Here is a 17,040-nt window from a genome sequence, read left to right on the forward strand (position 1 = left end):
TAACTAAAAACTGTATCGATGATGCTTAAAGGGGCCTTGCAATTATATTATCCGGGATATGTGTTTACATTATCTGAATATGACTGGTTCAGGGTTTAATTAGTCCAAAGCATTTTCAAAACAAAACTGCTCGCTATCCATAAAATCAAAAACAAATCTCTAATTAATCAAACTGTTGTTATGAAAAAACGCTTCCATTTTTTATTCTTTCTCGTGCTTGTGCTGATGACTGCAGGCGCAAATGCACAGGGAAAGAAAACTATAACGGGGACTGTATATGACAGCCTTAATAAAGGCTTGCCTGACGTTTCTGTTCATGTAAAAAACAGTAAAACAGGTACTGTTACTGATGGCCAGGGAAATTTTAGAATAGCTGCCGGTGCAGGCGATGTACTGCAATTTTCTTCAATTGGATATGAAGCGCAGGAGGTAGCTGTGGGAAATAGTTCAAACGTTTCAGTTACGCTTAAAAGTGCCAGCAATTCTTTGAATGAAGTGGTAGTAACAGGTTTCGGTTCAAGAACAAATACCAGGAAGTTATCGTATGCCACCCAGGAAATTAAAGCTACGGAGCTGCAAACAGCCCCGTCTCCAAATGTCTTAAATTCCCTCCAGGGTAAATTGGCCGGTGTGCGTATTGACCAGGGCACAGGCGGTGCGGGTTCAAGTTCGCGTATTCGTATTCGCGGTAATACATCTTTAACCGGTAATCAGTCTCCTTTATTTGTAATTGATGGCGTTTTAATTAAACCGGGCATATCAGGCCCGGAATCCTGGTCAGACAATAACAATGTTGATTTTGGAAATATTCTTAAAAACATCAATGAAGATGATATTGAGAGCATATCTGTTTTAAAAGGTTCAGCAGCCAGCGCTTTGTATGGTTCCGGTGCGCAGAATGGTGTAATACTTATTACAACGAAAAAAGGAACAGGCCGTGGCTTAGGCGTTAGCGTAAATATAACCGGGATGTGGGACAAAGCTTACAAAACGCCGGATTTCCAAACAGAATATGGCGGCGGTATCTCTCCAACTTTTGAAAAAGATGCGGATGGTAATAATATATTGGATCCCGACTGGAGCCCTTATTACAATTTTGGCCCTAAAATAGATCCAAATGTTATGGTGAAAGACCTTGATGGTCACATGAGGCCATGGAAGAATTATGATTTCCTGGATTTTTTTCAAACAGGGGGACAGCAAAACTATAATGTGGCTTTAACCGGCGCTACAGAAAACAGCTCAATCCGGGCGTCTTTCTCCAAGAATATTTCAACAGGCCTTATACCAAATGGCTCTAAACTTGACAGGAACACATTTACTGTAAGAGGAACCCAGAAGTTGGGTAAAATATTCAATGTGGATGTTAGTGCCACTTATGCACAAAGTAAAAATACCAACCCAACAAGGGAAGTAAGTAATTATAACCCGTTATTCAGGTTTACTTATTACAGGGCCAATACAACGGACTGGAATTACTACCTTAAAAACTATATGGACACCGTAAACGGCGGGCAGGTGCAGGGTGCAGCAGACCCTTATGGCGTGAATACATTTTTATGGACAACTTTCCAAAATAACCAGTATAGTTACGACGATAATTTAAGGGCGAATATTGACTTTACAACCTATATACGCCCGTGGTTAACTTTGTTAACAAGGGCAAATCTTAATAATTATGATGTTCGTATTGAAAAGAAATTTTTAGGTTCAGGCGCAGGTTATGCTAACGGGTATTATTATGTTCAAAACTCTCAAACGAGAAATTATAGATTTCAGGCACTTTTAACTGCAAGCCGGAATCTTACAGATGATCTTACAGGCAGCCTTACACTTGGTGCAGAGAAAAATAAAGATAAGCTTGGCATGGTGCTTACCCAAAATACAAACGGTGGGCTATCAACCAACAATCCATTTTTCTTTAATTTAAGTAATTCTGTAAACCCGATTTCTACAACACAATCATATAGCCCGTCAAGGCTTACAAATGCCATTTACGCCTATGGCGATTTCACATGGCGTAATATGTTAACCCTGAATTATAGTGTGAGGCAGGATTATAATTCAACCCTTACTTATGCAGATGGTACCGGGAAATATACTTTCGTTTACCCATCTGTGGGGGCATCTTTCATATTTACAGAATTGCTTAAAAATTCATCTGCTTTAGATTTTCTTAGCTATGGACAGTTAAGGGCTTCTTACGGTATTACCGGTAAAGATTATGATCCGTTTGCATTAAACCAAATTGGCAATTATAATTTACAGGGCGCAGATGAAATCGTTGGCCCGGACGGGTCGGTAACCACAATACCGCATGCAGGATTTACTAATCTTACCTTACCCAATAAAGATTTCAAAAACGAGAAAACCAAAGAAATTGAAATAGGAACGAATTTGAAATTCTTTAATAACCGTTTAGGGATAGATGTATCCTATTATAATAAGAATACCTATAACCAGATATTAGCGCTGACTATTCCTGCAGAAACAGGCGGTAACAATGCCATATTTAATGTGGGTCAGGTACGTAACCAGGGTTTGGAAATATTGCTGAATGCAACACCTATACAGCGAACAAACTTCTCCTGGAATTTTATTGCCAATTTCTCAACTAACAAAAACACTATAATATCATTGGCGCCTGGTATTGCTCAGTATAATTTGCTAACGGCCTTCGGTGCTGATGTGCGTGCAATTGCAGAACCCGGCAAACAATACGGCGCTGTTTACAGCGGTTATTCTTTTGCCTATTACCAGGCTACAGATGGTGACGGCAAGCCAATTGATGATCCGAATAACGGAAAGAAAGTTATAGGTAATGCGCCTAACGGCTCCGATGGGCTTACCTTTTTACGTGCCCAGGATTATGGACCAGGCCTCGTACACGATAAATATCTTGGTACTATAATGGAGAAATTTATTGCCGGTACTTATCAAACATTTACATACAAAGATTTCACACTCGGCTTCCAGGTTGACGCAAAAGTAGGCGGCTTAATGGCATCCGGCACTCATCAATATGGCGGCTCCAATGGTTCATTTACTTATTCACTTCCGGGCAGGGATGCAGCACATGGTGGTATTGAATACACCGATGACCAGGGTGTGGTACAGCACGACGGTATAATACCCGACGGTGTATTTGGCCAGGGCGTAACTGCAAATGTAAACGGCCAAACTATTGATCTTGCCGGCCTTACATGGCAGGAGGCTTATGAAAGCGGCTACGTTAAACCCAAACCGGCATGGCAATATTATGAGGATCTTACCCAGTGGTCATCCGGCATACGTGAGTATTCAGTATTTGATAATTCATGGGTAGCATTAAGGGAAGTAGCTATCGGCTATAATCTCCCCAAGAAAATTTCCTCAAAATTAAAAATGAACAACCTGCGGGTAAATCTTATAGGCAGAAACTTAACTTATATATGGAAAAATGCCAAGGGCGGTATAAACCCTGAAGGGTTAAGCAGCAACAATGCAGCAGCTTTCGCAGAATATGGTGGTCTGCCTTATGTTAGAAGTTTAGGGTTTTCGCTAAATGCTAATTTTTAATTTTTTAACTCAATTTAATATGAATAAGCTTTTATTAATAATAATAACATTGGCGGTTTTTACAGGCTGTAAAAAGCAGGATTTTGTAGATGCCAATATAGACCCCACGGTGGTCTATTCTGTTCCGCCGGAAAATCAGTTTTTGAATGGCAGTAAAACCATTTTTGCCAACGATTTTGAAGCGTATTACGAAGTGTATAGGAATATAATGCCCTGGCTTCAATTGAATACACCGTTAAATGGGAATGCAAAAAACTTTACCGAAGCATCAAATCCTTTTAGCAGGTACGACAATTTGTTTGGAAGAGGGGGCGGTGCATATTTATACGACGTCAATGTACTTATAAGCAAAATGCCCGACGGTGTAAAAAAAGACTCTTATGCACAGCTTGGCGCCATAGCAAGGATATTGCTCGATTTTGAATATTTCTATGTTTCTGATATTTATGGCAGCATTGCTTATACACATGCTTTTGAAGGGCGTTATAACTCGGTTTATACAGTGCCTTTCGACAACCAGCAAACTATTTTCAGCGGTATAGATGCAGACCTTAAAAATGCAATTGCGGAAATCAAGAATGCTCCTGCAGGCCAGTTTGATATAGGTAATTATGACCAGTTTTACTATGGTGATGTTTCTAAGTGGGTTAAAGCTGCCAATGCCTTACGCCTGCGCATCGCCATGCGTTTGCTGAAAAAAGACCAGTCAACAGCCGAAAGCATTATAAAAGAAGTGCTCGCCAGCCCCTCATCAGAACTTATGAATGCAAACGATGACAGCTGGACCTTCAAAGCGTCAAGCAGCCTTACTTCCGGCGGTAACTTTAATCCCGACCAGTTAAGGGCTGCAAAAGGAATGGTGGATTTTATGCTGAAAACCAATGATCCGCGCACAAGAATATTCTTTACAAAAAATTCTTACAGCAAAGAAAACTTTGATCTTGCCAAAGCGCAGGGTTTGCTCAGCAATTCGGCCGTATTTGTTGACCAGCGTTATGTAGGCAGCTATGCTTCGCCTGATTCTTCGTCTAATACAAAAATTACCAATCAATATTACAGAACCCGCACCATAGCCAAGGGTTCATCCAATCTTGTATTGGATACATTAAGCAATATCAACCCGCGTATGTTCCAAACAGCATTCAATGGCGGCAATGGTATTCAGTATTTTCCTTTAATTACGAATGCTGATTTCCTCTTTATGCGTGCTGAAATTGCTGCAAGGGGTATTGTTCCGGGTAATGTTGAAGATCTTTATACAGCGGGTGTTGCAGCCTCACTCAATTATTATGGCGAAATGGCAGTTAGCCATCAGGTGCTGGATTATTACCTGGAAACAGATGCCGGCACACAGGTGGCAGCGCCAACACAGTCTGAAATTACAGATTACCTGGCCCAGCCTGATGTTAAATTCAATCCGGCAAAAGCATTGGATCAGATTGCTTCTCAATCATTCCTTAATTCATTTAAAGAATGGAATGAAGCCTGGGCACTGGTGAAGAGAACAGGTTTACCAAATAATTCAACTGTTTTAAAACTTGAAAATTTATATTATAATGGTGAATTGCTCGCAATACCGCGCAGGGCGCCGAGGACAATTCCTAACACGGGAGATATAAACTATCAGAATGTAACGGATGCATATAACGAAATGGCCCAGGACCCTAATTATGGCAGTGGCCCTGGCGATATAAGCGGACGTGTTTGGTGGGATGCGCCATAGCAGAGATTTTGATTTGATTTTTTACAAGCAAACTCCCTGTTATTGGCAGGGAGTTTTTTAATTTACAATCTTTATTAACCGTTTTGCATGGCAGATATATAAATGGGAAACATGATTTCTATAGGCAAGCGAATAAAATTTCGGGTAAATAGTTTTGGTATAGTTACAGTTATATTTTTTCTGTTACTTGCCCAAAGCGTTGCTGCGCAGCAAAAAAATGACTCGGTATTTAATGCCGTTTTTATTTCAAAAATTGCATTGAATACAACTGACGGAAAAAGCTTTTATCTGAATGGAGAAAACAACCAAAATTTTCAAACACTTTTAATTTTTTTATCACCGGAATGTCCTTTATGCAAAAATTATTCTCCTGTCTTAAACGATTTATATAAGCAATATTCAGACAGGGTGAACATTTATGGGATCATTCCCGGCAAAGCATATTCGGCAATAGATGTAAAAGCTTTTCAGAAAGATTATCATATACCATTTCCATTGTTAACAGACTCCCATAAAGAGCTTACACAATACCTGCAGGCCACGGTAACGCCGCAGGTAATTTTATTAGATAATAAATACAGGCTTCTATATAAAGGCGCTATTGACAACAGGCTGCAATCGCTGGGCAAGCAAAGATTAAAACCTACTGCTTTTTATTTAAATGATGCCTTGCAGGCGAGTTTATCAAACAAAATAATTACAATAAAACGGACAAAGGCAGTTGGCTGTATTATAAACGATTACTGACATGAGAAAATTGTTGAATTCATTGCTTTTACTACTGCTTTTAAAAAATGTAATTGCACAAAAAATTACTTATTATGAAGATGTGCAGCCCATCATTCAAGTTAATTGTGCACCTTGTCATCAGCCTGGTAAAGCGGCGCCTTTTTCTTTGTTAACATATGATGATGTAGCCAAACGGGCAACGTTTATAAAGAAAGTGGTACAATCCCGTTATATGCCACCATGGAAAGCAGATAATAATTATGTTCACTTTGTGAATGACCGTTCCTTAACGCAGCAGCAAATAGATCTTATTTCCGAATGGGTGGATAACAAGGCGCCGGAAGGGAAAAAGAAGGCTGCACCGGTTAACATAGCTGTTGAAGGCACGGGTTATAACCGCAAACCAGACCTTGTTTTAAAAACACAGGAACCTTTTACCGTAAAAGGCGATGGGCTGGAGCGGTTTATTGTTTTTAAAATTCCTTTTGAATTAAAAGATACTGCCAATGTTGAAGCCATAGAGTTTTATAGCAATAATGAAAAGCTTGTGCATCATGCCAATTATGAATTTCATGAAGTAGCAGACACATCTATTGATATTTATAAAACGGCTGATTTTATCAATCTTACCGATGATGACCGCAAGAAGTATGATCAATATCTTCCTTACAGAAAAACGATAACGTATTATGGTGGCTGGATCCCTGGCTCAAGCTATGAATCTTTTCCCGGCGATATTGGATGGGTAATGCCTAAACGTGGCGTTATTCTGTTAACCGTGCATTATGCACCCGCTGTAAAAGATACTCCCAGCATATGCGGCATTAATCTGTTCTTTAAAAATACACCGGTAAAGCGGCCTGTAAAAGTTATCAGTTTTGGTTCCGGCGGTATTGGCCAGCAGGCAATAAAGCCTTCGCCATTTTATATACCGGCGGGCCAAACCAAAACCTTCAGCCTTGAAGTTACCAATCCAGGCGAAGATTTTTCCCTCATGGATGTTTGGCCGCACATGCATTACATTGGTAAAGAGTTTACGGCATATTTAACAACGCTGCAAAACGATACCATTAATTTGGTGCATATACCGGATTGGGATTTCCGCTGGCAGGAAATCTATCGTTTCCAGCGCCTGGTTCATGTGCCAAAAGGTTCAACACTGCATATTACAGGCAGGTATGATAATACCGCAGATAACCCATTCAACCCATTCAGTCCGCCGCGAACCATATGGTCTTTTGGCGACATGCGCTCTACCGATGAAATGCTTACCTTAATGATGGTGTTTTTGCCTTATCAAAACGGAGATGAAAATATAAAGCTGCAAAAATGATATTGCTTATGAAAAGGGTGATTTTCATTTCTTTTTGTTGTGGGTTTACCGGTTTAATAAACGCTCAAAATGTAACACTGCCCTTATTCACTTTAATGGACTCCAAAGAAACAGGCGTTTATTTTGAAAACGATATTAAAGAAGACGATTCGCTCAATGTGCTGCGTTATGAATACTTATACAACGGTGCAGGTACAGGTATTGGCGATTTTAATAATGATGGCTTGCCCGATATATTTTTTTCGTCCAATACATCCTCTTCAAAATTATTTCTCAATAAAGGCGGTTTTAAATTTAATGATATTACCAAACAGGCAAACGTGGAAGGCAATGGCACATGGGGAACCGGTGTAAGCATTGCCGATGTGAATGGTGATGGATTGCTTGATATTTATGTTTGCCATTCAGGAAAGTTTACCAATCCGCAAAAGCTTTGCAATGAGCTATTCATTAACCGCGGATTGGAAAACGGTATTCCTGTTTTTAAGGAAATGGCCAAAGAATATGGCCTTGATGCACCCGGCACACAAAGCACGCAGGCTGCTTTCTTTGATTACGATAACGATGGCGACCTGGATATGTTTTTATTAAATCATTCTAACCATGGCTTCGATCCTTTTATGCAAACACGCAAACAGCGGTCAACGCCTAACGCGAATTATGGAAATCAATTATTCCGTAACGACCGCGATGCTGCCGGTAATATGCATTTTACAGATGTTACTCTAAAAGCCGGTATCATTAATAATGCGCTCAATTTTGGCCTAAGTGTAATTATTAGCGATATAAATAAAGATGGTTGGCCTGACATTTATACCACCTGTGATTATACGGAAAGAGATTGTTTCTATATAAACAATAAGGATGGCAGCTTTACAGAATCGCTCGAAAAATCTTTCGCCCATATTTCCAAGAATTCAATGGGCGCCGATATTGCCGATTATAACAACGATACAAGGCCGGATGTATTTACGCTTGATATGTTGCCGGAAGATAATTACCGCCGGAAATTATTAAGAGGGCCCGATGATTACGAACATCATCAATTGATTGTGGATAGCGGTTTTTATTACCAGGAAATGCGCAATATGCTGCATCTGAACCAGGGTTCAGATGAAAAAGGCAATATGCGTTTCAGCGAAATTGGCCAGTTGGCAGGCGTTTCAAATACCGACTGGAGCTGGAGTGGATTATTGGCAGATTTTGATAACGATGGCTGGAAAGACCTCTTTATAAGCAATGGTTACCTCCGGGATTTTACCAATATGGATTTCTTGAAATTTTCGGTTGCCGCAGCAAAAATTGAGGCTGCAAAAAGGGGTAATCAAAACTTTCAATCCTATGACCTCGTTCAGCAAATGCATGCAACTAAACTCAGTAATTATCTCTTTCAAAATAATCATGATTTAACTTTTACCAATAAAACGAACGATTGGGGTTTATACACGCAAACAATATCCGGTGCAGCAGCTTATGCAGATTTTGATAATAATGGTACACTTGATCTTATTGTTTGCAATAATAACCAACCAGCTATGTTATACCGTAATAACGGTGCATTGCTCAATCATTATATAAAGCTGCGGATAGAAGGAGACAGCCTTAACAGAGGGGCTTATGGTGCAAAAGTTACCGTAACAACTCCCGATGGCAATAGTCAATACCAGGAATTATATCCGGTAAAAAGTTACCAGTCAACTGTAATGCAGGATATGATTTTTGGAATAGCCCAAAATAAAATCATCAGGGAAATTAAAATAGTGTGGCCTGGTGGAAAACAAGTTATTTTAAACAATGTGGAAGCTGATCAGGTGATTCAGTTAAAACAGGCGGATGCCCGGTATATGCAGCAGGTACCAACAATTTCCAAAAAAATATTTGCCGATGTAACGGATTCAACCCAACTGAATTTTATACATAAGCCCAATGATTTTATAGATTTTAAATCAGAGCCATTCATACCATATCAATTATCGAAACAAGGCCCGGCATTAGCAAAAGCTGACGTAAACGGGGATGGCCTGGAAGATGTTTTTTTAGGAGGCGATATTAACCAGTCATCTATATTATACCTGCAAACAAGCGAAGGAAAGTTTAAGCCATCACCGTCCCAGCCCTGGAATACCGATGCAGCCGATGAAGATGTAAACGCTGTTTTTTTTGATGCAAATAATGATGGTTTTGCTGATTTATACGTTGTAAGCGGCGGAAACGTATATGAAGATGGTTCACCCGAATACCAGGACAGGCTGTACATGAATGATGGCAAAGGGAATTTCATAAAAACAATTGATGCCTTACCCATAATGACAGGCAGTAAATGCGCCATTGCCGTCGGCGATTTTGACAAAGATGGCTACATAGATATGTTTGTAGGAGGAAGAGGAATTCCGGGCTCATTTCCCCTGGCATCCAAAAGCTATTTGCTGCATAACAATTCAAAGAACGGAACTGTAACTTTTACGGATGTAACGGATGATATTTGTACAAGCCTGCGTTTGCCCGGCATGGTTACTGCCGCCTGTTTTGCAGACGTAAATGATGATACATACCCTGATTTATTAATTGCCGGTGATTGGATGCCCGTAATGCTTTTTATTAATAACAATGGAAAATTTAAAGATGTTTCAGACAGGTTGCCAAAATTGAACGGTATGTGGGCTTCCGTTACGGCTGCAGATGTTGATAATGATGGTAAAACAGATTTTATTTTAGGCAATAGCGGTTATAACAACCAACTTAAAGTAAGCGACAAAGCGCCACTTACCATGTATGCATCCGATTTTGATAATGATGGAATAATAGACCCTCTTATATGCAGTTATATACAAGGAGTAAGTTATCCCATTTATTCCAGGGATGAGCTGTTAAACGCAATACCTTCCCTCAGGAAAAAATTTACCAGGTACAGCGATTATGCCGGTGCCCGCATCAGTGATATTTTTTCAAAAGATAAAATCAAACAAGCTTTAGTGTACACCTGCAATAACCTTGCATCGGGTATATTGTATAATAATGGCAATAATGATTTTGAATTTCAACCCTTTCCTCCCGAAGCTCAATTTTCAAAAATATTTGGAAGCATTACAGACGATTTTGATAAAGATGGGATAAAAGATATTCTCATTGCTGGTAACTATTATGTGTATAAAACGGAGCTCGGACAGAATGATGCCGGCCTTGGGCTGCTGCTGAAAGGCACTGTTAACCGCAAACTACAACCAATGTACCCCACAGAGTCCAATTGTTATATTGATGGAGATGTGAGGGCGATGGTTGAGATAAAAAATAAAAACGGTTCTTTAATAATTGTTGCTAAAAACGGGGCGGCAGTGCAGGTATTGGCAAAATAAGAACCCGCTATTTAATTTTTGGAAGATGGGCAAAAGGAACTTTCTAAATTTTTTTCAAAAGATTTGTTACATTCATTAATTATTTATTAATATTGATGAATAATAAAGCCACTAACAAACATTGGATAAGTTAACTGCGCATAAAAAGGAAGTCATAAAAGAACTCTTTTTCTCAGGTGAATTATCTGCCGCTGATATAAGCACAATTACTAAAAAAAGCCTTCCCATTGCAGGAAAGATATTAGCTGAACTTATTAATGATAAATGGATAATTGAGAACGGTTATGCCGTGTCAACGGGTGGCCGCCGGCCGCAAATGTTTTCCCTGGCGCCTGATAATTTTTATATAGCTGCCATATCCATGGACCAGCATGTAACACAGGCTGCACTGATAGATGTAAATAAAAATATAGTTAGTGAAGTTGAAACTGTAGGGTTAAACCTGAAAGACAATGATGCCGCCCTGAATACGCTGATCGATTTCATTAACACCTTTATTGAAAACACACACATTCCCACTAATAAAATTGCAGGTATTGGCATTGCCATGCCAGGCTTTATTGATGCCAACAAGGGAATTAATTATTCTTTTTTCAGGAACGCCAAAAGTTCGCTCAGCGCATACATAAGCGATAAAACAGGCTTGCCGGTTTTTATTGATAATGATTCAAGTGTTATGGGCCTGGCTGAACTGCGTATGGGTGCAGCACGCAACTGCAAAAATGCAATGGTTATAAATGTGGGTTGGGGCATAGGCCTTGGAATGATTATCAACAATAAATTATTCAGGGGAGATAATGGTTTTGCAGGCGAGTTCAGCCACATCCCGCTTTTTACCAATAATAAAATTTGCGACTGCGGTAAAACAGGATGTTTGGAAACAGAAGCTTCGCTCTATGTAATGGCCGAAAGGGCCATAAAAGCAATAGAAGAAGGCAAAACCACCATGCTGAAAAACCTTTCGCTGGACCAGATGCAGGAAACAGCGAACAAGATTTTATCTGCTGCTGTTAAGGGCGACAAATTTGCGGTGGAACTATTGTCAGAAAGTGCCTTCAATATAGGCCGCGGCGTATCCATACTTATACATATAGTTAATCCGGGTAAAATAATAATAACAGGAAGAGGAACCGTAGCCGGGAAATTATGGCTTGCGCCTTTGCAGCAGGCTTTAAATACCTACTGCATTCCAAGGCTGGCAGAAAATACCACAGTGGAAATTTCTTTGCTGGGTGTTGAGGCCGGTTTAATGGGTGCAGCCGCTTTGGTAATGGAAAATTTGAATAAGGATTTTATTCAGAAAACAGGCAAAGGTAAACCTGAGTTGCACTCTGTGCAGAAAGAAAAGAAAGACACTGCTGCTGTTTAATTTTCACGATCTGTTTCTCTACAAAGAAGCAGCGCTCAACTGATAAAAAACATCTCTGATAGATAAGTACCTTATAATATCAGATCAAAATTAGAAATGCTTGTATTTATTGAATCTCTTAATTAAAAATCAAATCTCAATGAGAAAGTATCCTCCTCCACAAATGCTTGTGTTATTTATTGTGCTGATCTTTTGCTCAATGAATTTATCTGCACAAACAAGATCTTTAACCGGGGTTGTAAAAGACTCCGCTAACCAGCCCCTGGTTGCCGCTACGGTAACTGTAAAAGGGAGCAAGGTTTCTACTACCACTGCTGCAGATGGCAGCTTTACTATTGCCGTACCCGCCGGTAATGTAACGCTTGAAGTGAGTTATATAGGCTATAACCCAATGTCTGTGTCTGTAGGGCCAGACCAGGCAGATGTGTCGGTTGTAATGCAGTCCGGCACTAATACAATCAGCGATGTGGTAGTAACGGCGCTGGGTATTAGAAAAGATGAGCGCAAGCTGGGTTATGCCATCAGTACCGTAAACGGGGACGCACTGAATAAAGCGCGGGAAACAAACGTGGCTTTATCACTCAGTGGCCAGGTAGCCGGCCTGAAAGTTACAGGTACGAGCGGCGGGCCCGGCGGTACAGCGAGGATACTTTTAAGAGGTATGCCAAGCATGAATTCCGGCGGCTCGCCCTTGTTTGTAATAAACGGTGTGCCAATGGATAATTCAAACAGGGGTGCTTCCGGTGAATGGGGCGGCGCCGATGCAGGCGATGGTATTGGTAATATTAATCCGGATGATATTGAAACCATGACTGTTTTGAAAGGTCAGGCGGCTTCTGCATTGTATGGCGCCCGTGCTTCCAATGGTGTTATTCTCATCACTACCAAATCTGGATCAAAGGGTTCTCCTACAGTTGAATATAATGTTAACTATGTTACAGATAAACCAATTGACTTTACAGATTACCAGTATGTATATGGGCAGGGTCAGAATGGAGAAAAACCAACTACGGCTGCCGGTGCATTGGGTACAAACAGGTTAAGCTGGGGTTCAAAACTGGATGGAAGCCAGGTAATAGGATACGACGGTAATCAATATTCATATAGTCCTTATAAAAATAACTTCAGCAATTTTTACCGCAGTGGTTATACGCTTACCAATACCGCTTCTGTAAGTGGTGGCGGCGATAATGGTTCGTACAGGGTCTCTGCTTCCACTTTAGGCAATGATAATGTTACGCTCAAAAGCGGCATCAGCAGAAAAACAATCAATTTAAACTTAAATCAGAATGTTACTAAAAAACTGAATGTTGCTGTAATTGCCAACTATATCGATCAAAAAGACCGGAACAGGGAATATTTGAGTGATGGCCCCGGTAATCCTAACAACTTCCAGTTTTTGGCAAGCAACGTGAACAATGAAATATTTAAGCCAGGCGTTAATGCCGATGGCTCAGAAATTGTTTTTAGTGATGATAATTATGTAACCAATCCCTGGTTTGTAGTAAATAACTGGGTAAACAATACCGGCAGAAAACGTTTAATTGGAAGCCTTAGCGCTAAATATAATTTCACTGACTGGATTTATGCTATGGCAAGAGTGGGTTATGATCATGAGAATGATGATTACCTGAATGTTACTCCAACAGGAACTTCTTATTCCTATAATTCGGCAGGCCAGTCCGGAAGCATTAACCAGTCCAATGCACAAACATCAGAATTGAATGTAGATGGTATTGTTGGCGTTAATCATTCAATTACAAAAGATGTTTCTTTTAATGCAACATTAGGCGCCAACCTCAGAAAGAATAAGTTTCAAACCATTGGTGTAAGTGGTGGTCCTTTTGTTGTACCATATTTGTATACTCCTTCCAATGTAGTGAGCTTTAACAGAAGTTTTGATATTACAAATAGAGAGGTTCATTCTGCCTATTATTCAATTGAATTTGGCTATAAAGACATATTAACTTTATCTACTACGGGCCGATATGATGCGTTTTCAACTTTATACAATTCCGGTATTCCAAAAGATCAGAGAAATATTTTTACGCCATCGGTATCAGGAAGTTTTGTATTCTCCCAATTGCTTCACAGTCCTGTTCTCAGCTTTGGTAAACTAAGAGCATCTTATGCTCAAACAAGTGGCGAACCAGCCCTTGCTTATCAAACAGCCGTTTATTATAGTGTAGGAAACTCAATCAACCAAACACCAACCGGCAATTTTAATTCTACTTTGCCCAATCTCTTTTTAAAGCCATTTACAAAAACAGAATTTGAAGTCGGTACCGAATTAAAATTCTTCAGCAACAGGTTAGGTTTGGATGTTGCCTGGTACACGCAAAAAACCAGGAATGAAATTATGAATGGAAGCCTTAGCGCTTCAAGTGGTTATACCGGCCGGGTAGTGGCTAATGGCTCTGTTCAAAACCAAGGCCTTGAGGTTGCAGTAACAGGCACGCCGGTAAGAGGTAAAGATTTTAACTGGGATATCACTTTAAACTACACCCATGTGCAAAACAAGATACTTAAAACAGATGAAGCAAATAACAACATAGGCCTTGGTACTTACAGGCCGCTTAATGCCAATACTGCATTTGTAGTTGGTTTGGCAGGCCCGCAAATTCTTGCACATGATTATACCTATGATTCAAAAGGCCAGGTAGTTGTAGATGCAGATGGTTTGCCAATACAGGGCGGCCTCATTCCTATGGGCAGTGTTTTACCAACCGATTATGGTGGATTGAATAACTCATTTACTTACAAAAATTTCAATCTGTCTTTCCTGGTTGATTATAATTATGGAAATAACGTATTATCTGCCACCAATTATTATTCTATTTATCGTGGTTTGAATAAGATGACGCTTGAAGGAAGAGAAGGCGGTATTACAACCGGTGTTTATGCCGATGGCACTGCCAATACTGTTGCTGCAAATGCGCAGGCTTATTACCAAAGGCTGGCAACGATTTCAAAAATAAATGTGCTAAGTGGTGATTACATTAAATTAAGGCAGGTAACATTGGGTTACACTTTCTCCGAAGAGATGCTTAAAAAAGTTCCTGTTATACGCACACTGCAAATTTCACTGGTTGGCCGTAACCTGTTTTATCTAATGAAGAAGAGCGATAACATTGATCCTGAGGGCGGCTTCAGGGCAGATGTAAACTACGCAGGCATAGAAGGCACCAGCCTTCCATCAACAAGAACATTTGGCTTTAATGTAAACATCAAATTTAAAAATTAAGCTATCATGAAGAAGATATTAATATATATTGGTGCGGCAACGATTATGCTGGCGGCATCGTGTACCAAAGATTTTGATAAAATAAATACAGACCCTACACAGGCTACCGGCGAACAATTCGATCCAAACCTGCTGCTTGCTACCGCCGAAGTAAATTATGCAAGCACAATACAGGGGTATAGCGGTGCTATATTATTTCAAAGTATGTGGGCGCAAATTTTTGCGAATGCAGAATATCCAACATACTATAGCAATGGTGATAAATATGTTGCATCCGGTAACATATTAACTTATGCTGCCAGCATCTGGAATAATGCGTACCAGGCCGCAGCCAGAGCTAAAGAAGTGCAGAATCTGATCGCAGAAAAAGGGTTAAGTGCGCCTAATTTAAATGGCATTGCATTAATCGTTCAGTTATTAAATCTTGAGTTAGTAACTGATGTGTATGGCGATTGTCCTTATACCCAGGCACTGCAGGCAAAAACAATCCCGCTGCCTGCCTATGATAAGCAGTCAGATATTTATCCGGCAATGCTCAACAGTCTTGATTCGGTATTAAGCACATTAGATGTTTCTGGCGATGCACCAATGAATGATTTGATTTATGATGGCGATGTTGCGAAGTGGAAAAGGTTTGGCTATTCATTAATGCTTCGTATGGCAATGCGTTTAACAAAAATAGATGCAGCAACCGCGCAGCAATATGCTGAAAAAGCATATGCAGGCGGCGCTTTTAGCAGTGTTGATGACAATGCTTATGTTAGTTTTGATAATGCAAATGGGTATAATAATGCCAATGTTGCTGCATTGCAAACACCAGAAGATTTTTCGCAGGTAAGATGGAGCAAATCGTTTATGGATTTTCTAAAAGCAACTAACGATCCAAGAGTTTCTGTTATTGCCGAAATTCCAAAAAACGGAACCGCTAACAACAATAATAAAAGCCTTGACGGTGATCATACATTTGCCAAGCAAGTAGGCATGCCAAGCGGATACGATCAGAATGGCGGTGCAACCGATATTAGTAAAGAACCAAATTATCCAGGTGCATCACCTGCTGATCCTACTACCAATACAGATAAATATACAGACGCTGCATTTGCTGTTGGCTTATACTCAAGGCCAACCGCTGCAATTTATACGAGAAGCCTGAGTACACCAGGTTTTATTCTTACTTATGCTGAATCCGAATTGCTTTTTGCCGAAGCTGCTGTAAGGGGCTGGAATGTTGGAAATGCTTCAACACATTATCATAATGGGGTATCTGCTGCTATCCAATCGATCGGAACATTAAATAGCGCAGGTGCAATTTCTGCCGCAACGGCCGAAGCTTATGCAACAACCCATCCGCTTGTTACTACTTCAACTGAAGCTTCTCTTGCCCAGATCAACACACAATTCTGGGCCACCACCGGCACATTGTTCAATTTTATTGAAGCATGGAATAACTGGAGAAGATCAGGTTATCCTGTATTAACACCGGTTAACTATGCGGGTAATTTCTCCGGCGGGCAAATTCCGAGAAGAGAAACTTATCCTTCAACAGAGTCATCTAATAATGGTGAAAATTATAATGCCGGTGTTACCTCAAATGGCGGAGACACCTGGACGAACCGCGTTTGGTGGGATAAAGAATAATGATAAACTTTAAATAATTAAATTTTAAGGCTGCTTAAGGGCAGCCTTTTTTTTACTTTTATATGCCTGCGATCATTAGCAGCATTTCAAGAT

Annotated in this window: 8 protein-coding genes; all 8 read left to right on the forward strand. The window is 40.1% G+C overall.

Annotated elements, in window-relative coordinates; genetic code table 11:
- The first annotated feature begins 180 nt into the window (after positions 1 to 180).
- Positions 181 to 3,558 carry a SusC/RagA family TonB-linked outer membrane protein gene (locus tag ACTHN6_RS21685; protein ID WP_440437879.1) on the forward strand — a complete coding sequence of 1,126 codons (3,378 nt, stop codon included), beginning with the start codon at positions 181 to 183 and terminating at the stop codon, positions 3,556 to 3,558.
- Positions 3,559 to 3,577: 19 nt separating this feature from the next.
- On the forward strand, positions 3,578 to 5,281 hold the full coding sequence (locus ACTHN6_RS21690) for a SusD/RagB family nutrient-binding outer membrane lipoprotein (RefSeq protein ID WP_440437880.1): 1,704 nt from the start codon (positions 3,578 to 3,580) through the stop codon (positions 5,279 to 5,281).
- Between the two features lie 111 nt (positions 5,282 to 5,392).
- Positions 5,393 to 6,028: a redoxin domain-containing protein gene (locus ACTHN6_RS21695; protein WP_440437881.1), complete on the forward strand. Its 636-nt coding sequence runs from the start codon at positions 5,393 to 5,395 to the stop codon at positions 6,026 to 6,028.
- A gap of 1 nt (position 6,029) precedes the next feature.
- The gene (locus tag ACTHN6_RS21700; protein WP_440437882.1) at positions 6,030 to 7,343 is read left to right on the forward strand and encodes a c-type cytochrome; all 1,314 of its coding nucleotides are present in this window, start codon (positions 6,030 to 6,032) and stop codon (positions 7,341 to 7,343) included.
- A gap of 8 nt (positions 7,344 to 7,351) precedes the next feature.
- Positions 7,352 to 10,696: a VCBS repeat-containing protein gene (locus ACTHN6_RS21705; RefSeq protein ID WP_440437883.1), complete on the forward strand. Its 3,345-nt coding sequence runs from the start codon at positions 7,352 to 7,354 to the stop codon at positions 10,694 to 10,696.
- A 121-nt stretch (positions 10,697 to 10,817) separates the two neighbouring features.
- Positions 10,818 to 12,065: an ROK family protein gene (locus ACTHN6_RS21710; protein ID WP_440437884.1), complete on the forward strand. Its 1,248-nt coding sequence runs from the start codon at positions 10,818 to 10,820 to the stop codon at positions 12,063 to 12,065.
- A 139-nt stretch (positions 12,066 to 12,204) separates the two neighbouring features.
- A complete protein-coding gene (locus tag ACTHN6_RS21715; RefSeq protein ID WP_440437885.1) occupies positions 12,205 to 15,309 on the forward strand; it encodes a SusC/RagA family TonB-linked outer membrane protein in 3,105 nt (1,034 codons plus the stop codon).
- 6 nt (positions 15,310 to 15,315) lie between these two features.
- Positions 15,316 to 16,947, forward strand: a complete 1,632-nt coding sequence (locus tag ACTHN6_RS21720; protein ID WP_440437886.1) for a SusD/RagB family nutrient-binding outer membrane lipoprotein — start codon at positions 15,316 to 15,318, stop codon at positions 16,945 to 16,947.
- The last annotated feature ends 93 nt before the right edge of the window (positions 16,948 to 17,040 follow it).

The organism is Parafilimonas sp. (assembly GCF_051953455.1).
Lineage (GTDB): Bacteria > Bacteroidota > Bacteroidia > Chitinophagales > Chitinophagaceae > Parafilimonas.